This window comes from Microvirga pakistanensis, from assembly GCF_004458765.1.
Lineage (GTDB): Bacteria > Pseudomonadota > Alphaproteobacteria > Rhizobiales > Beijerinckiaceae > Microvirga > Microvirga pakistanensis.
Genome location: NZ_SPJX01000184.1, coordinates 24,399 through 39,806, shown reverse-complemented (window position 1 = coordinate 39,806; position 15,408 = coordinate 24,399). Strand labels below are relative to the sequence as shown.

At 56.9% G+C, this 15,408-nt stretch carries 18 protein-coding genes; 2 read left to right on the top strand and 16 right to left on the bottom strand.

Annotated elements, in window-relative coordinates:
- Nucleotides 1–2: 2 nt before the first annotated feature.
- From E4K09_RS07805 to flgB, 13 genes are all read right to left on the bottom strand, one after another.
- On the bottom strand, nt 3–1,226 hold the full coding sequence (locus E4K09_RS07805; protein ID WP_134496188.1) for a MotB family protein: 1,224 nt from the start codon (nt 1,224–1,226) through the stop codon (nt 3–5).
- Entirely contained in the window at nt 1,220–1,726 is a 507-nt protein-coding gene (locus E4K09_RS07800) for a hypothetical protein (RefSeq protein WP_134496187.1), read from the bottom strand. Before E4K09_RS07800 ends, E4K09_RS07805 begins: the two co-directional genes overlap by 7 nt.
- Nucleotides 1,727–1,875: 149 nt before the next feature.
- Nucleotides 1,876–3,519, bottom strand: a complete 1,644-nt coding sequence (gene fliF, locus E4K09_RS07795) for a flagellar basal-body MS-ring/collar protein FliF (protein ID WP_134496186.1) — start codon at nt 3,517–3,519, stop codon at nt 1,876–1,878.
- Between the two features lie 86 nt (nt 3,520–3,605).
- Entirely contained in the window at nt 3,606–4,307 is a 702-nt protein-coding gene (gene fliP, locus E4K09_RS07790) for a flagellar type III secretion system pore protein FliP (protein ID WP_425293831.1), read from the bottom strand.
- Between the two features lie 117 nt (nt 4,308–4,424).
- On the bottom strand, nt 4,425–4,850 hold the full coding sequence (locus E4K09_RS07785; protein WP_244610410.1) for a flagellar basal body-associated FliL family protein: 426 nt from the start codon (nt 4,848–4,850) through the stop codon (nt 4,425–4,427).
- A gap of 104 nt (nt 4,851–4,954) precedes the next feature.
- Entirely contained in the window at nt 4,955–5,653 is a 699-nt protein-coding gene (gene flgH / locus E4K09_RS07780) for a flagellar basal body L-ring protein FlgH (RefSeq protein WP_134496183.1), read from the bottom strand.
- The gene (locus E4K09_RS07775) at nt 5,650–6,093 is read right to left on the bottom strand and encodes a MotE family protein (protein WP_425293830.1); all 444 of its coding nucleotides are present in this window, start codon (nt 6,091–6,093) and stop codon (nt 5,650–5,652) included. Before E4K09_RS07775 ends, flgH begins: the two co-directional genes overlap by 4 nt.
- A 62-nt stretch (nt 6,094–6,155) precedes the next feature.
- Nucleotides 6,156–7,256, bottom strand: coding sequence for a flagellar basal body P-ring protein FlgI (gene flgI / locus E4K09_RS07770; protein ID WP_134496182.1), 1,101 nt, complete (start codon nt 7,254–7,256; stop codon nt 6,156–6,158).
- A complete protein-coding gene (flgA, locus tag E4K09_RS07765; RefSeq protein WP_193557263.1) occupies nt 7,253–7,714 on the bottom strand; it encodes a flagellar basal body P-ring formation chaperone FlgA in 462 nt (153 codons plus the stop codon). The genes flgI and flgA overlap by 4 nt, the downstream gene beginning before the upstream one ends.
- Nucleotides 7,715–7,737: 23 nt before the next feature.
- Complete coding sequence (gene flgG, locus E4K09_RS07760; protein WP_134496180.1) at nt 7,738–8,526, bottom strand: flagellar basal-body rod protein FlgG; 789 nt, start codon at nt 8,524–8,526, stop codon at nt 7,738–7,740.
- A 10-nt stretch (nt 8,527–8,536) separates the two neighbouring features.
- Nucleotides 8,537–8,869, bottom strand: a complete 333-nt coding sequence (gene fliE, locus E4K09_RS07755; RefSeq protein ID WP_134496179.1) for a flagellar hook-basal body complex protein FliE — start codon at nt 8,867–8,869, stop codon at nt 8,537–8,539.
- Nucleotide 8,870: 1 nt separating this feature from the next.
- Nucleotides 8,871–9,287 (bottom strand): flagellar basal body rod protein FlgC, encoded by a 417-nt coding sequence (flgC, locus tag E4K09_RS07750; protein WP_134496178.1) that lies wholly within the window; start codon nt 9,285–9,287, stop codon nt 8,871–8,873.
- The gene (flgB, locus tag E4K09_RS07745; protein ID WP_244610409.1) at nt 9,287–9,685 is read right to left on the bottom strand and encodes a flagellar basal body rod protein FlgB; all 399 of its coding nucleotides are present in this window, start codon (nt 9,683–9,685) and stop codon (nt 9,287–9,289) included. The genes flgC and flgB overlap by 1 nt, the downstream gene beginning before the upstream one ends.
- Before the next feature lie 500 nt (nt 9,686–10,185).
- Between flgB and fixJ the strand changes: the two genes are divergently transcribed.
- Together fixJ and E4K09_RS07735 are read left to right on the top strand one after the other, a co-directional pair.
- A complete protein-coding gene (fixJ, locus tag E4K09_RS07740) occupies nt 10,186–10,806 on the top strand; it encodes a response regulator FixJ (RefSeq protein WP_134496176.1) in 621 nt (206 codons plus the stop codon).
- A 101-nt stretch (nt 10,807–10,907) separates the two neighbouring features.
- A complete protein-coding gene (locus E4K09_RS07735; RefSeq protein WP_134496175.1) occupies nt 10,908–13,751 on the top strand; it encodes a heparinase II/III domain-containing protein in 2,844 nt (947 codons plus the stop codon).
- Nucleotides 13,752–13,765: 14 nt separating this feature from the next.
- On the opposite strand, the gene E4K09_RS07730 is transcribed toward E4K09_RS07735, so the two are convergent.
- The 3 genes from E4K09_RS07730 to E4K09_RS07720 are packed head-to-tail and all read right to left on the bottom strand — an operon-like array spanning nt 13,766 to nt 15,407.
- Nucleotides 13,766–14,464 carry a protein phosphatase CheZ gene (locus tag E4K09_RS07730; RefSeq protein ID WP_134496174.1) on the bottom strand — a complete coding sequence of 233 codons (699 nt, stop codon included), beginning with the start codon at nt 14,462–14,464 and terminating at the stop codon, nt 13,766–13,768.
- Nucleotides 14,465–14,482: 18 nt separating this feature from the next.
- Nucleotides 14,483–14,866, bottom strand: a complete 384-nt coding sequence (locus E4K09_RS07725; protein WP_134496173.1) for a response regulator — start codon at nt 14,864–14,866, stop codon at nt 14,483–14,485.
- Between the two features lie 52 nt (nt 14,867–14,918).
- Entirely contained in the window at nt 14,919–15,407 is a 489-nt protein-coding gene (locus tag E4K09_RS07720) for a chemotaxis protein CheW (protein WP_134496172.1), read from the bottom strand.
- Between the last annotated feature and the right edge of the window lies 1 nt (nt 15,408).

Genomic DNA, 15,408 nt, shown 5'->3' with positions numbered 1-15,408 from the left:
CGTTAGTGCTCCTCAAGCAGGATTTCCACGCGCCGATTCTGATCTGCCTTCGGATCCGATGGAACTTTGGGGTCGCGATCGGCATGGCCCTCCACCCGCACGATCCTGTTCTCATTCAAGCCGCCCCGAACGAGCATGTAGAGGGCCATCTGCGCGCGGGCATGCGACAACCGCCAGTTATCGTAATTGGCAGACTTGAACGGACGGCTATCCGTGTGGCCCCGGATCACGATCTTTCCCGATCGGGACTGCAGGATCCCGGCGATCTTGGCCATTGCCTGCACGACCTTGGCGTGCGGTTCGGCCGAGCCAACCGCGAACATCGAGAAGTCGAAATCATCGGTCAGACTGATCATGGTGCCCGCTCCTGTTCGGCGAACCTCGATGCGGGGCTGGGGAGCCGCATCCATCCCAGGTTGAACCGCATTCATGATTTCTCTCTTCAGTTCCGCCGCCCTCAGGTCGGCAGCATCTTCCGCTGATGTCGCAGTAGCGCTCTTGGTCGCCGGATCCGGTTTTTCGGGGAGATTCTTCGACTCCGTGAGAGTGGCCGCAGTCGCAGTCCTGGAAGACGGGCGATCCGTGGCCGCCGCGTTCGGCTTGGATGGAGCCAAGACATCGATCTCCGCCTTTGTCGGGGCCGGACTTGCAGTGCCTGGTTTGGGCAGCCCCTCCGCTTTCATCTCCTCGACGGGAGCGACTTGCCAGTAGAGCGGATCGAAGGGGTCCCTGAAAGCCTCGCCGCTGCTCAGGCCCGGAACGTCGCTCTCCCCCGGAGTGACATCGGCACCGAGCGTGTCGTGCGGATTAGGCTCGACCTCCTCCGCAATCTTTGCGAGCACGGCATAGGGATCCTGAAAGAGCGCACCTTCCTTGAAGCGAGGCTTTTGCAGCTGCTCGGATTTTCCGCCTGTCCCTAGACCGCTGCCCTTTTCCTTGCCTTTCATGTCGTCGTCGGTCTTATGGTCAGGAGGGACGTTCTGTGGGTCTTCAAGCCCCTTCTTGTTCGAGGTTGAGTCAGCCAGCTGAATCGGATTGAAATAGTTGGCGATGCCAGCTTTGGTCTCCTGATCGGAAATCCCCACAAGCCACATGATGAGGAAGAAGGCCATCATTGCCGTCATGAAGTCGGCATGAGCGATCTTCCAAGCGCCGCCTTTGAGGGCGCCATCTTCATCTTCACCCCTGCGAATGATCAGGATTTCCTGCTTCTCTGGACTCAGCATGATTGACCGGCCTTCAAAAGCGCCTGCAGTTTGTCCACCCAAGGGCCAAGCTGTGTCTGGATTGTCGTATCCCCTGCAACGAGGGTCACTTCGACAACGTCGCTCGGCACGAACTCGACGACACGATCCCGCAAAGCCAGGCCATCTCGGATACCCTTCAGCAGGTCCTCGGGACCTGTGACCTTCAGGAGCGGAGAGACGTCGCCCGCTAGAATTGCCGAGAGGGCCTTGTTGAACTCGGTGATCGCGTTCTGCCGGAGCGCCTCAGGAATGACCGATGCGAGGATCCTCGCAGCTCTCTCAGAGAGTAGGCTCTCAAGATCGTCGATTGCGTCGATGATTTGAGACGCAACCTGCCTTGCTTCTTGCTCGACCCAGATTTCCCGTTGGACAGCCAGCTCTTCACGCTGACGATCCTGCTCAGTCTTCAACGCCCTGGCGAGCTGCTCACGTGCAACCTCTCTCTCCTCAGCCCTCACCTGAGCCTCGAACGACTGCATCAGCTCGGCTTGATAATCCGCCGCATTTGGAATGGGCGCCGCATCAGGCTCAGCAGCCTGCCGCACGCGGCGCAGAGTCGCGATTCCAAAGCCCTCGGAAGCAGCCGGGCCGGAGAAGTCGCTGATGAGATCGACGATGGAGCTCGGCATCACGCAGCCTCCTGCCGGAGCCACTGCTTCAGAACAGCAGCCGCCTGTTCCTCACTGAGTTCCACGATCTGCTCCAACTTGCGCTGGGGCGTCCGAGGCATCTCGATCAGCGGTTGCCCTGAATTATCCTCGAGAGCAGCCTGTTTCATCAGGTGGTCTTGCTCGGCCGCTTCAATCTCCTTGGCTTCGGCTGCTGCGAGGGCAGCCATCTGCTCGCGCTGAATTTCGATATCGGCTTGGTGACGCGCGATGAGCATGCGAACGGCAGGACGCAGGCCAAACCAGATCAGCATGGCGCAAAGAGCAAGGATTGTAAGGGCGTTTACGACAGTGCCGAACTGTCGCATCAGGATTTCAGCTATCGAGGGACCCGGTACCGGCTGAAGCACGCCGCTGTCGTCGACGAAGCTGACGGCGGCAACCTTGATCTGATCGCCACGATCCTTCTTGAAGCCTGCAGCCGACGAAACCAGCTGCTCGATTTCTGCGACTTTCTCGCCGATCTCAGCGGGATTTGCTCCGTCGCCGAGAAGCGAGGTGATCCGCGACTTGTTGACGAGCACTGCGACCGACAGATTTCTGATGGAATAGCCATCGCTGATGGTCTGAATCGTCTTCGAGGAGATCTCGTAATTCGTCAGCTCCTCCCGGCGCTGGTTATCCTCGCTCGAACTGTCGCTCGAGTCGCTCCGGACCGTCTCCTCGGGAAGGTTTTGCTGAACGGTCGTAGGACGCTGACCCGTCCTGTTCTGAGAGACTTCGGTTTCTCTGACCGTCCGCGTCGACCGCTCAACCTTCGATTCGGGGTCGAATATCGTCTCGTTGGTGCTCACCTTGTCGGTGTTGAGACGAGCCGCGACGCTGATCTCGAAGTTGCCGATGCCCAGATAGGGCGCCAGGGTCCGTCGGATGTTATCCTGGATCTCAAGCCCGACGGTCTTCTCAAGGTTCGCCAGTTTGCCGGAAGACGCATTGGCGACATTGTCCTCAGAGGACAGGAGGGTGCCCTCGGTGTTCATGACGGTCACCTTGTCGACGGTCATTCCAGGAATGGCCGCGGCTACGAGGTGCCGGATTGCCTGCGCGGATGAGGTATCGTCGGCTGGAGATGTACGGATGACGACGGACGCCGATGCCGGCTGCTGCTCGCGACGGAACGAGCCAGGTTCGGGGAGAACGATATGGACGCGCGCGGCCTTGACACCCTTCATGCCCTGAATGGTGCGAGCGAGTTCCCCCTCGAGTGCGCGCACCTTGGTGACCTCCTGCATGAAGGAGGTCAGACCCAGCGAGCCGAGATCGTTGAAGAGCTCATAGCCCGATTTGGTGCTGTGAGGCAGGCCCTTTTCGGCGAGCAGCATGCGCGCCTGAGCTGTGTTGCCGTAACTGACGAGAAGAGAAGTCCCGTCGGAGCTGACGTCGAATGGGATGCCTGCATCCTTGAGAACTGCCCCCATCCGGCCGACATCTTCACGATCGAGGCCAGTATAGAGCGTCTCCTGGGCGGGGCGGCTGAGGTAATAGGCTCCGAATCCGACGGCAAGGAACACGGCAAGGCCAATTGCTGCCAAGGCTGCCAAGCGGCGAGCCCCGAGATGCATGAGGCTGTTCCACAATCTTTCGGCATGCTGACGACCGGGCATTGAGAATCTCGGCAATGATGAGAGATATCGAGATTCCTTCTTGAGCCATCAACCTTGTGCGAAGATTGCTGCCTCTGCGGGGCAGCTCAGAAGTACGACTTCACCAAACCGCTCACCAGGATGTTCCATCCATCTATCAGTACGAAGAACAGGATCTTGAAAGGAAGCGCTAAAACCGTCGGTGGCATCATCATCATGCCCATCGACATCACGAGCGTGGCCACGATCATGTCGATCACCAGAAACGGGAGAGCGATCAGGAAACCGATTTCGAAACCCCTCCTCAATTCCGAGATCATGAAGGCCGGAATGAGAATTCGAAGATCGATCTTCTCCCCCTCGTTAGCTTTCGGGTAACTCGCGGACGCTAAGTCGATAAAGGTCTGAAGATCCTTCGGCCGAACATGAGCGAGCATGAACTCACGGAACGGATCGGTTGTCCGGGTGAATGCCTCCGCCTCTGTAATCCTGTTCTCCGTCAGCGGGCGGACGCCCTCGTTCCAGGCCTTGTCGAAGGTGGGTCCCATGACGAAGAAGGTCATGAAAAGCGAGAGACTGATCAGGAATATATTGGCCGGAGTGCTTTGCAGACCGAGTCCGGAACGCAAGAAGGAGAACGCAACGACGAACCGAGTGAAGCTCGTCACCATGATGAGGAGTCCCGGCGCGAGGGACAGAACCGTCAAGAGAACGACGATCTGGATCATCCGGCCACTTGCAGCGCCATCTCCGGGCGGAAGAAGGCTATCGAGGCTCGGAACCTGAGCATAGGCACCTGCGCCCATCATCAGCAGAATCAGCAGGCTCGCGAACACAAGGCGGAAGCGCATCAATGAATGCTTTCGTAATGAAAAATCTTGCAGGAAAGGCAACAGGTCACAGGCGCTTGTGAGGTTTCGGTCAAATCATTGGACGACAAGAGACTCAAGAACCAGCTCCTGAATCGCTCCCTTCGACCGGATTTTGACTCGCTCGTTAAGGTCTTCCCTCACGTGAAGGAGACCGCTCGGGCCCTGGATCTGAGCCAACGTGACCGTTCTCAAGTATGCGAGCACATCCTGCCTCGTCTCAGCGGCGAGAAGCTCAGGGTTCAACTCGAAATCGCCCTTATAGACGATGGATGCTTCGAGGCGAACCCAGTCGGTTTCGGAACCAGCGAGGTTGGTCACCACAGGCGCCAGCTTTCTGATCGCGATATCCCCGGAATAAGGACGCGCTTCCGCAGAAGGTTGTGGGTTTGACCTGTACTTGTCCTCGACCCTCTTCTCGATATTCGACACGATGGATATTCCGAAGCCTCCCCCGATGAGAGCTGACAGGAACGTCAGCACTCCGAGTGTCAGGATCAGGCTTTTGAAGCCCTCCTTTGCGGGCGTCTGACCTGATCGAGAGGGAAGCGCCAAAATGTCTGCCATGGTGTTCGTCCAACCGCCTATCAGAAAGGAGTCACAGCATCGAAGATCTGCTGCCCGTAGGCAGGTTGCTGCACTTCCATAATGCGTCCACGACCGCCATAGGACACCCGGGCCTCCGCGATTTTGTCATAGCTGATCGTGTTCCTGGGCGATATATCCCGTGGACGGACGATACCCGCGATGTTCAGCACGCGCACCTCGTAGTTCACCCTGACTTCCTGAGAGCCACTGATGATCACATTGCCATTCGGGAGGACCTCGGTCACGATCGCGGCAACAGAGAGGCGCAGTTTCTCGGAACGGTCAATCGTTCCCTGGCCCTGGGATGAGGAGGACGATTCCAGACCCACATCGGCCGTTCCGTCAGCCTGCCAGCCTTTGAAAGCAAAGCCGTAGCTCAGACCCGCATCGACCGAAGACACTCGAGACCGATCACTGGCATTGTCGAATTGGGCCTTGTCGTCAATCTGAATGTTGACGGTCACGATGTCTCCGACTTGTCGGGCCCGCGGACTGGTAAACAGATCAGCGCTGGTGTTGCTCCAGGTGGAGTTAGGAGCCGTACTCGTCGTGTTCCTGAACACTTGCGGAAGAGGCTCACGCTCGACGGCAATTCCCGAACCGATCGGGGTCATCGTTGGCTCGCGACCGAGATCCTCCGGGCGGGTTGCGCAAGCAGCAAGGAGACAAACGCTGGCAACAGCAACGACAAACCTCACTCTTTTCTCCCATTGTTCGCAACCCGTTTGGGAGCATCGGTGATGATATTGGCCAGTTGAGCGGCCCGTGCCGGTTCCATTTCGTTTAGGACTGCACTGGCAACTCGAGGGTTGAGTTCGGCAATAACGGCGGCTGCAATCTCGTCCTCCATGTTCCCCAGTTGCAACGCTGCCGCTTCCGGACGCATACGTGAGTAGATCGCCACGACTGTTTTATCGGCTTTTGCGAGAACCTCATTGCGGCGGCGAAGCCATTCCTCATACTCGGCACGTTTCGCCTCGAGGATCTTGAGCCTACCCTCGATCTCCTTCTCCATACTGGCGAGTTCCGCCTTCTGGAGAGCGAAGCGTGTATCTGCCGCAGCGTCGGCGATATTCGCGCAGAAGTTACTACCTTTCGCTTCAGCCGCATTCTCCTGAGCGAAAGCGGTCCCAGACATGAGCGAAGCAATCAGGATACCGATCGTGATCGCATGCGCCGCAGTCAGCGTCATTTTCCTCGTCATTGAACCACCAACTCCGCCTGAAGAGCGCCCGCCGTCTTCACCGCCTGCAGGATCGCGATGACATCCGATGGCTTCAGTCCCATCTGGTTCAAGCCTTTGACCAGGGTCTGCAGGTCGGAGCCTTTGACGATTGCAAGAGGAACCCTCTCCTCCGCGGCCGAGATCTGTGTCCTGGGAACGATTACCGTTTGGCCGAACGACATCGGATCAGGCTGCGACACCTCAGGCATTTCGGTCACCCGGATCGTCAAGGCACCATGCGTGATCGCGACGGTCGAGATCTGCACGTTCTTGCCGATAACGACAGTCCCGGTTCTCTGATCAACTACGATTCGCGCCGGCGTGTCAGGCTGGATCTCAAGATCCCCCAGCTCAGCGATGAACCGGGTTGGTGCGATACTCTTCGGTTTGTGGAGCACGACCGTGCGGAAGTCCTTTGGAACCGCAACGCGCGTACCATAGCGGTGTTGCGCGTATTGGTTGATCGCATCCGTGACAAGGGTAGCCGTCTTGTAATCCGGATTCTTGAGCTCGAATGCGAGAGTTCCGACTGCGTCGAACCCGCCGCGAACCTCCCGTTCCACCAACGCTCCATTGGCAATCCGGCCCGATGTCGCAACGCCAGAGGTCAGGGTCTCAGCCTGTCCCTGGGCGGAGAAGCCTGAAACGACAATTGCACCCTGAGCGACAGCGTAGATCTGCCCGTCACCTCCCTGGAGAGCCGTCAGCATCAGGGTCCCGCCTTTCAGGGAGGTGGCGTCACCCATCGAGGTCACTGTCACATCGATTCTCGAGCCCGGTCCCACGAAGGGGGGAAGGTCAGCCGTCACGATGACAGCCGCAACGTTCCTCGTCCGCAAATTGACATCTCTGACGTTCACTCCCATCCGATCCAGCATCGATTGGAGAGCCTGCTCGGTGAACTGTGAGTTGCGGAGTGTATCGCCTGTGCCTTGCAAGCCCATCACCAATCCATAGCCGATCAGCTGGTTGTCGCGAACACCCTGAACATTCGCGACATCCTTGATGCGTGTCGCCGCCGCGGCGTGCGACGATACGAGGGCAATCAGGATGAATACGATAAGACGCATGGTCATTGGATGCCGATCCTGATCCTGCCATCGGACTGGACACGGCCTGTAATGACCCGCCCGCTATCCACGTTCTTGACCTGAACCGTCTCGCCCATGGTCCCGGATTGAAGAGGAATTCCAACTCCGATGATCGACAATCCGCCTTCCTCGAAGACGATGCCTGTTTGAACACCGCGCGTTACGAGTTTCGGGTCGTCGACGGCATTCAGTGGGACGGGCTCTCCGGGAAGCAAGGTACGACGAGCGGTTTTACCGGCCAGGACGCGCGGCGACTCCACGACTGCCGTCCGGAACCGGTAGTTCTCGGGAAAAGTCCGATCCTTGAGCATCGATTCGTTGATCGTATCGCCAGGATAAATGGTTACCGCTGGAACTGGGAGAATCCGTTCCTCGCTCAAAGCGGTCTGGATTGTGGCGACGATCACGGCAGCGGTCACCGTGCAGAGAAGCGACGTCTTCATTGGACCCCCCAGCCTCATATCACTCAGCGGATGCCTTTTGAGACTGTTCCTGCCATGTCATCTGCTGCCTGGATGACCTTGGAATTCATTTCGAATGCGCGCTGTGCCGTGATGAGATTGGTGATCTCCTTGATGGCATCCACATTCGAGGCTTCAAGATAGCCCTGGTGAATCTTACCATAACCAGGGTCGGATGGGGCGCCGACATTGGGAGCGCCGGATGCGAGCGTCTCTCGATAATAATTACCGCCGAGGGGTTCAAGTCCCGCATCATTCGCGAAATTGGCGAGCATCAGTTGACCGATGTTCTGAGGCTCGATCTGGCCGTCGATCTTCGCGAAAACCTCACCGGATTCGTTGATTGTGACGTCAATCGCATCTGCCGGAACGATGATCTGCGGGTTGAGCGTGTATCCGTCGAGCGTCACAAGCCGCCCATTGGCATCCTTATTGAACGCTCCGGCTCGTGTATAAACCGTCTCGCCGTTGGGTGAATCGACTTGGAACCATCCACGCCCGTTCAAAGCGAGATCGAACTGATTGGACGTGCTGGTCAAGGTTCCCTGGCGATGAAGGTTGCGGATGGCGGCTGCACGAACGCCCAGTCCCAGCATTGCTCCTTCCGGAACCGGACTTGCACCAGTTTGGTTGGGAACAGCCTGTGCGCGTTCAGCTTGATAGAGAAGGTCGGTAAATTCAGCTCGAGCACCTTTGAACGCGGTGGTATTCACGTTGGAGATGTTGTTAGCAATGACTTCGACATTGAGCTGCTGAGCATTCATTCCTGTTGCTGCAATGGCAAGCGCTCTCATGATCGTCTCCTTAGATCGCCATCCGTGAGATTTCTTGGTAAGCAGCCACAACCTTGTCACGGATCGCGATTGCCGTCTGAAGCGTTTGCTCGGCGGCCATCACGGCTTCCGCCACCTGTTGCACCGATGCCTTACCTTGGATTCCGGCAATTGAGGACGCCTCTCCCGCTTTCAACGTATCGATCGCAGATGACGCAACCTGCGCCATCGTGTCGAGGAAGCTAACCTGCGCAACTCCGACGGAAGCGGCTCCGGCGGCCGGTTTGGCTGCAACACCTACTGCAGATGTAGCAGGCGATAAGTGATCGATCATTGAGGAGATTGGTGATGCCGCACTGATCATATCAGCCCCTCATCAGGTCAATTGTTGCGGAAATCATCGCGCGCACCTGCTTCATCATCTGAAGATTGGCTTGATACGAACGATTGGCCTCTCGCATGTCAGCCATTTCGATCAGCATGTTCACGTTCGGTTTCTTCACCATGCCATTCTCATCCGCAGCCGGATTTCCCGGGTCGTATTCGACGGGGAATGCGGTCTCATCTCTTCCAATTTCCTTCACCGACACCGAAGATGCGCCCAGAGCGCGATCGAGCTCAGCTTTGAAAGTGATTGTTTTGCGTGCATAGGGGTCCGATCCGGGTGTCTGTCCTGTCGATTGAGAGTTCGCGACGTTTTCAGAAATCACCCGCAGACGCGCAGATTGCGCTTCGAGCCCAGCGCTGGAAAGTTTTGTTGATGCAATGAGCGAGTCGATCATTACGAAGTCCTTACGGTGGACATCAGCATCCGATGGAATGCCTTCACGATGCTGGTGTTCAAGGTGTGCTGACGGTTCACCTCACCGGCTTTGAGCAGTTCCTGCTCCAGGCTGACGGAGTTCTTTGAATGGACTGTGTCCCAGCTGTCTGCCTTCTTCACCTTCATACTCTCAGGTCGAGATGCATCGAAGCCGATATGGCCGCCATCGGTCGCGGCCATCGCCAACTTCGTCCTGTCGAGGACGTCGACGAATGCCTCCACGTCCTTTGAGCGGTAGCCTGGCGTGTTTGCGTTCGCGATATTTCCTGAGATCGTGGTCTGACGTGCAGCGAGCCAGTTGGACTGCCGTGATGCCAGATCGAACAGATAAACAGGTGATGTCACGGTGCTCTCCAAGCCATCATGGTGGAGATTCATTTACCCGCGCAATCTTGCATGAGGCTGACGCGGCATCTGAGCAGCCGCCGTTTAGCTCGGTTCGGCAACGTGCTCGGTGGTCGTTGAGGTCGTTGAGGTCATTGCTAGATCTCCCCTGACGTCTATCACGACTGGTATCTTGAGTATCACCGCTATTCTGTAACGATCATCAAACCTTGTAACATTCTTCTGCCAAGGAGCAAGTGTCATACCCGCACCCGTCTCACGAGTGGGTGTCGCAGGCGCAGTGCACGACGGATTCCGTCAGACTGGCTTCGGCCGGCTCGTTACAGAGTAGCGACACTTCTGCCATCTTGAAGAAGTGGCTTGAGATGGTTAGGAGCACACGCCATAGAAGCGAGTGTCTAGATCAAACTGCCAGGGTGGCTCGGGGCATATGGCAGATGATCGAATCGTTTTAGCATTTACCTGAGGCGTGAAGCCTGTTTCGTTGGCGATAATAATGGGAGAATAATCCGATGTCGGGCGGGGCAGTCGTTTATGTGGTAGACGACGACGTTGGTGTTCGCAAAGCGCTCGCCTTCCTGCTGGTTTCTGCAGGCCTCAATGTCCGTCTATATGAATCTGCCACCTCGTTCCTGAAGGAGGTAACGGATCCAGGACGCTGTTGCATTGTTACAGACGTGCGCATGCCTGGGATCGACGGCGTAGAGTTCATTCGTCGGCTCAACGAACGGGGAATCAATGCACCGGTTGTGGTGATGACGGGGCACGCCGACATCCCGCTTGCCGTAGAGGCCATGAAGGCGGGAGCCATCGACTTTCTCGAAAAGCCTTTTCGTGAGGATCGCTTCCTTGAAGTGGTGCGCTTCGCACTCGTGTGCGATGAGAGAAGCGTTCGTAGAAGCCAGGAGCTGCTCAGAACGCAGGCGCGCCTGCAGTCCCTTTCCCAGCGCGAGCGCCAAGTCCTCGATTGTCTTGTCGAAGGGAAGGCTAACAAAGTCATTGCCCATGAACTCAGCATCAGCATTCGAACGGTCGAGATTCATCGCTCCAACGTTATGGCTAAGATGGAAGCTCGGAGCCTTTCCGAGCTCATCCGAATGGCCCTTTTTGTCGAAGCCGCGACCATCAATTGATCTGATGCGTTACCGGACAGGGCAGTCGAGGGATCAAGGGGTTGCCTGGTCTCAGAGGCTGAGCCTAGGGTTCTGACCCGTACATTGAAAAGCGCTGCGACATGTTGCCTGTAAAATGCATTCTCCCCACCCGTATCGATCAGGCCGACGGGGAGTCGCAGGATGCTACTTCAACTCAGCTTGTTGTCTCAAACAACAACCGTTGGTCGAGGGCTACACTGAACTTCGACGGAATCGAGCCAGATCTCTGGTGCGAGTTCAACTTCCAACTGGACACGCATCCTGAAGAAGATAACCGCGCTGCCCCAGACTTCGCCGTAGTTGGGCTCGACTTTCAAACAGGCGATGGCTCAAGCATCGACTTTGCTTATGTCCCGGGTCTCACCAGAACGCAGATCGACCCTCACAGCTGGTATGTGACCGGACCCGATTACCGCGCGCACGAGGCAAAGCCGCACGAAATCTCTTTCGGGTTCTTCATGCCCTCTCCCGCGAGACGTCTGTCTGTCACTTTCCGAAGCTGGCGCAATTCCCACCCTTTCACCATCAGCGAACCGAAATTGCTGCAAGGTGGGGTCCAGAAATCGACGCACGCGACAGGCTCCGACGGCGTCGCGCCAGCCGACAGCATCATCACACCAGAGCCGTTGGATGCGCGGCGCAGCTGGCGGCCAATCCATGTGGAGGCAACCTGGTTCAAATTTTCCCTGTTACCAGGACGCAATCTGCTGGTTCGTGGGCAAATCATCAATGAGAGCTCTGAGTCCACCAGTGCACTAGCGCGCATTGTTTATCGCGACGCCAGGAGAGAGGAGCTGCCCTTTCCTTACCCCGAGTTAGCCGCAGCGCCTTCCGTCGGAGCCTTCGTCGACATCCCTGTCCACCGGCAGGCCCGGCGGTTTACTCTTAACCTTGTGCCGCCACCAGGAGCTGCAAGCGTCGAGATTGGATTTCAGGCCTGGCATGCCCCGGCAAGAATGAAGCTGGTCACCCCGCTCGAAGTTTCGGTCGATGAGGATCTTTCGCTGGAAGCAGTTTCAGGTGACAGCGTGTCCGATGCTCCGACCTTTCTCAACCGAGTTATGGAAAGAATAGACGGCACCTCTTCTTCGAGCGAGAGCATGTCAAATGAGGCGATGCTGATGCGACTCGTCGATCATGGGGCCTTGGGATCAGCGTTCACATTTCATGACAAGCTCGCAGCCGTACAGCGCGGCAAGGCGGGCACCATCCCGAAAGGTGAGCTCGTGCTCGCGGGTCTCCCTGCGTGGTCTCTGCCTGACGAACCGCAATGGATAGAGGATCCCTACCAATCTCTCGCCTGGCGGCTCGAATTTCAATCCCTTGCATGGCTCTCCTCTCTTGTTGCGGAGGAAGACCCAGAGAGTCTCAAACGGGCAATCAAACTAGCCACATCCTGGTCACATGCCAATCCTTGGGGGAACCCAGGCGATCCGATCAGTCTTCATCCTCGAGCGTTGTCCGCGCGCGCGGAAACGTTACTCCTGCTCCTTTCTTCGAGTGTGAAGGCGCCACAACCGATTTCCTCACAGGACATTCTCATCATCCTTGCCGAGGTCGTTCGGCATGGTTTCGCCATCGCGCAGATTTTGGGGCAGAATGTCTTTTCGCATTCCGTCGTCCAAGTTCATGCCGCGTGCGCACTGCTTGCTTTGGCACAGGCCCTTCCAAAGATCCCATCCGCAGCATACTGGACATCTCTCGCCCAAATGCACTTGAGCGATGGGTTCGAGCGCTTGATCGATGAGAATGGCTCCTTCGTTGATCAATCCTTACACATTCAACTCGAGCTCATCTCCCTCGGCCTTATCCTGACCCGTTGCCTCGAAGGTGCCTCTGAAACACGCGAATTCTGCAGCAATCTCGCCGTTCGCATACGAAAAGGCTTGCGAACTTTGGTTGCCGTGACCACTCCGTCGGGCATGCTTCCGGCTTTTGGAGATACACCTTACGGCTTCCACCACGCATCCTGGCTGCGCCGCCTGATTTCCGGGTACGGAACCGAATTGCTCTCGGATCACGATCTTACCACTGAACTTTCATATCCAACGGGGAGGAAAATCTTCTCCTCTCCTCTGGCAGGTCTGATCGCGGCCCGCCACTACGAGCAGAATTCGCAGTGGGGTTATTTCTGCACATCGCTGAATAGCCGCCACCATGAGCATGGCCATAATGACTGCACGTCTTTTGTCTATTCAGCCGGCGGCGCACCCTGGATTGTTGATCCCCAGGGATCCAATCTTCACGAGACCGGAGCAGCACGTCAGTATATCATCGCGTCAAGATCCCATAACGTTGCCCTTCCCAATCAGCGCGAGCAAATCGCAGGATCGGGGTGGATTGTGGCCCGTCAGGACCTTGAAGGAGTAAGCATCTTCAAGATCTGCACCAATGTGTATGGGCCAAGCTATGAGCATCACCGAATCTTCATCATTCTGGACAAGCTCGATGGGATTGGCGTACTCGACCGATTTGTGACTCGATCGAAGGCAGTGTCTTTCGAGGGGTTCCTGCATTTCGACACTGACATCGTCATGGCGATCGCGAATACGCAATTAGGGGTCGCATATCGCAAGAACGAGAAATTGAGGATTCAGCCCTGCACAATCGAAGGCAACTTCAGTGGGATGAGCGTGGAGTGCGGGCGTAACGATCTGCCTGGGGCGATCCAAGGTTTTATTGCCGGTCAGTCAGGTAGGCTGCAGCCGGCGAATGTCCTCCGTTACCGGTTCTCAGGGCAAAAGAGCGTCTGCGGCGGAGTCCTGCTGTCTGCAAACGAGCATGCGATCCATTCCCTAACGGCGCTGTTGGAGACGGAAGCGGCCCGTGGTCTGCTTGACCACAATTCGGACGAGAGCGTCCCAACAGACAGAAGCAACAGTGGGTATAAACCATGGGCGCCTGATCAGATCGAGCGCCCATAAGGCTTCATGTTGTGCTAGCCGAACAGAGCGTCAATCGCATCCTGAGACGTGATGCCCTTGTCCGTGGCCAAAGCGGGTCCATTCAAGAGCGCCTCGTCGCCATCGCGTACTTGTTTCGATGTGTCGACATCCTTGAAGCTCTCCAGCCCACCCCAGATTTCGATCATCTCGTGAACGCGCTCTTCGACGAACCTCATTGCGTTCACGACCTTGCTGATGCGCTGGCCGGTAATATCCTGGAAATTGCAGGCTTCGAAGATGCTGATGACATGATCGGAGATCTCACGGGCAATCTCCTGGTCGCCCCCCGAGAGGCGCGCCGCAAGATTGCCCGACAATTCGTCAATTCTCTCGGAAGCTGCTAGGATGGCGTTGGTGGCAGTCTCTGTGCCAAGGACGATGGCACCGAGTTCATCCGTAACCCGATTGATCTCCTGCCCTTGCGCACCCGCATAGCGGAGAGTTGCGATCTCCCGTTTGGTGCGTTCAATTGCCTCGTAGATCGAATCCAGTTCGACCTTGAGCCGCATCGCCTCCTGCATATCCTTCCGGTGCTCTTCGATCAGCGAAGCTGACAGCTCCTTGGCCGGAACGATCGCCTCCTTGATTGCTCCGAGCATGTTCATGATCTCGGTATGGCGCTCAAGAGTGTCCTCGTCCCGAGGAGCAGAAGCCATATGGGCCTCGATACGATAGCTCTTACGTGGGTTCATGGCTCGCCCCGCATCTCATCAGGCGCCGAAAACAGCACTGATCTTCGACCGAAGCGTCTCGGCATTGAAGGGCTTCACGATATAGTTGTTGACCCCCGCCTTTTTGGCAGCAACAACGTTCTCTGTCTTTGCCTCGGCCGTCACCATGATGAAAGGTAGGGCGTTGAGCTCGGCGTCAGCGCGAACCTGTTGAAGCAGTTCGTATCCGGTCATCGGCGCCATGTTCCAATCGGAGATGACGAGACCATATTTTTTGGCTCTGAGCTTCTCCAGGGCGGCCTGCCCGTCGGATGCGTCATCGACGTCGGTAAAGCCAATCTGCTTGAGAAGATTGCGAAGGATTCGGACCATCGTCTGGTAGTCGTCGACAACGAGAACAGGGGTCGAAAGATCTAAGCTCACTGTAGCAAATCCTAATCTGTTAGATGAGAATGGACGGTATGATTGAAGCGATTTATGCGGCCTCGCGCTCTGCTTCGAAGGCCAGAACCGCATCCACGTCTAGAACGATCATCAGCACTCCTTGAAGTTGGTGCACTCCCTGAGACAAGCTGACCCACCGCCGATCCATGTGAACGGGATTCGGCTGCATTTCTGCCGGATTGAGCTTGAGGACGTCTCCAACTTCATCAACGAGCAAGCCGTAGGCTTCCCCTTGACATTCAAGGCCCACTGCCATGCGGCGGCCTGTCCTGTGATCTTCCTGAAGACCGAGGCGACTGCGAAGCGACACGGCAGTGACCACGCGCCCGCGAAGGTTGAGCAGACCTGCGATCTCCGCTTGCGCCAGCGGAACTTTCGTCATTTCGCTGACAACGAACACGTCGTGTACACGACCTATCGGGAGACCGAGCAATTGCCCCGCCACGGTCACCGAGATGAACTCGGTTTCCCGTTGGAACGCTGTTCGCGTATTAAAAGAAACAGTGTTAATGGCTTTCATG

Bases quoted from the DNA above. Each gene is read 5' to 3' on its own strand.
- E4K09_RS07805 (WP_134496188.1), bottom strand. From the start codon at position 1,226: ATGCTGAGTCCAGAGAAGCAGGAAATCCTGATCATTCGCAGGGGTGAA.
- E4K09_RS07800 (WP_134496187.1), bottom strand. From the start codon at position 1,726: ATGCAGTCGTTCGAGGCTCAGGTGAGGGCTGAGGAGAGAGAGGTTGCA.
- fliF (WP_134496186.1), bottom strand. From the start codon at position 3,519: ATGCCCGGTCGTCAGCATGCCGAAAGATTGTGGAACAGCCTCATGCAT.
- fliP (WP_425293831.1), bottom strand. From the start codon at position 4,307: ATGATGGGCGCAGGTGCCTATGCTCAGGTTCCGAGCCTCGATAGCCTT.
- E4K09_RS07775 (WP_425293830.1), bottom strand. From the start codon at position 6,093: ATGTCTGGGACCGCTTTCGCTCAGGAGAATGCGGCTGAAGCGAAAGGT.
- flgI (WP_134496182.1), bottom strand. From the start codon at position 7,256: ATGACCATGCGTCTTATCGTATTCATCCTGATTGCCCTCGTATCGTCG.
- flgA (WP_193557263.1), bottom strand. From the start codon at position 7,714: ATGAAGACGTCGCTTCTCTGCACGGTGACCGCTGCCGTGATCGTCGCC.
- flgG (WP_134496180.1), bottom strand. From the start codon at position 8,526: ATGAGAGCGCTTGCCATTGCAGCAACAGGAATGAATGCTCAGCAGCTC.
- fliE (WP_134496179.1), bottom strand. From the start codon at position 8,869: ATGATCAGTGCGGCATCACCAATCTCCTCAATGATCGATCACTTATCG.
- flgC (WP_134496178.1), bottom strand. From the start codon at position 9,287: ATGATCGACTCGCTCATTGCATCAACAAAACTTTCCAGCGCTGGGCTC.
- fixJ (WP_134496176.1), top strand. From the start codon at position 10,186: ATGTCGGGCGGGGCAGTCGTTTATGTGGTAGACGACGACGTTGGTGTT.
- E4K09_RS07735 (WP_134496175.1), top strand. From the start codon at position 10,908: ATGTTGCCTGTAAAATGCATTCTCCCCACCCGTATCGATCAGGCCGAC.
- E4K09_RS07730 (WP_134496174.1), bottom strand. From the start codon at position 14,464: ATGAACCCACGTAAGAGCTATCGTATCGAGGCCCATATGGCTTCTGCT.
- E4K09_RS07720 (WP_134496172.1), bottom strand. From the start codon at position 15,407: ATGAAAGCCATTAACACTGTTTCTTTTAATACGCGAACAGCGTTCCAA.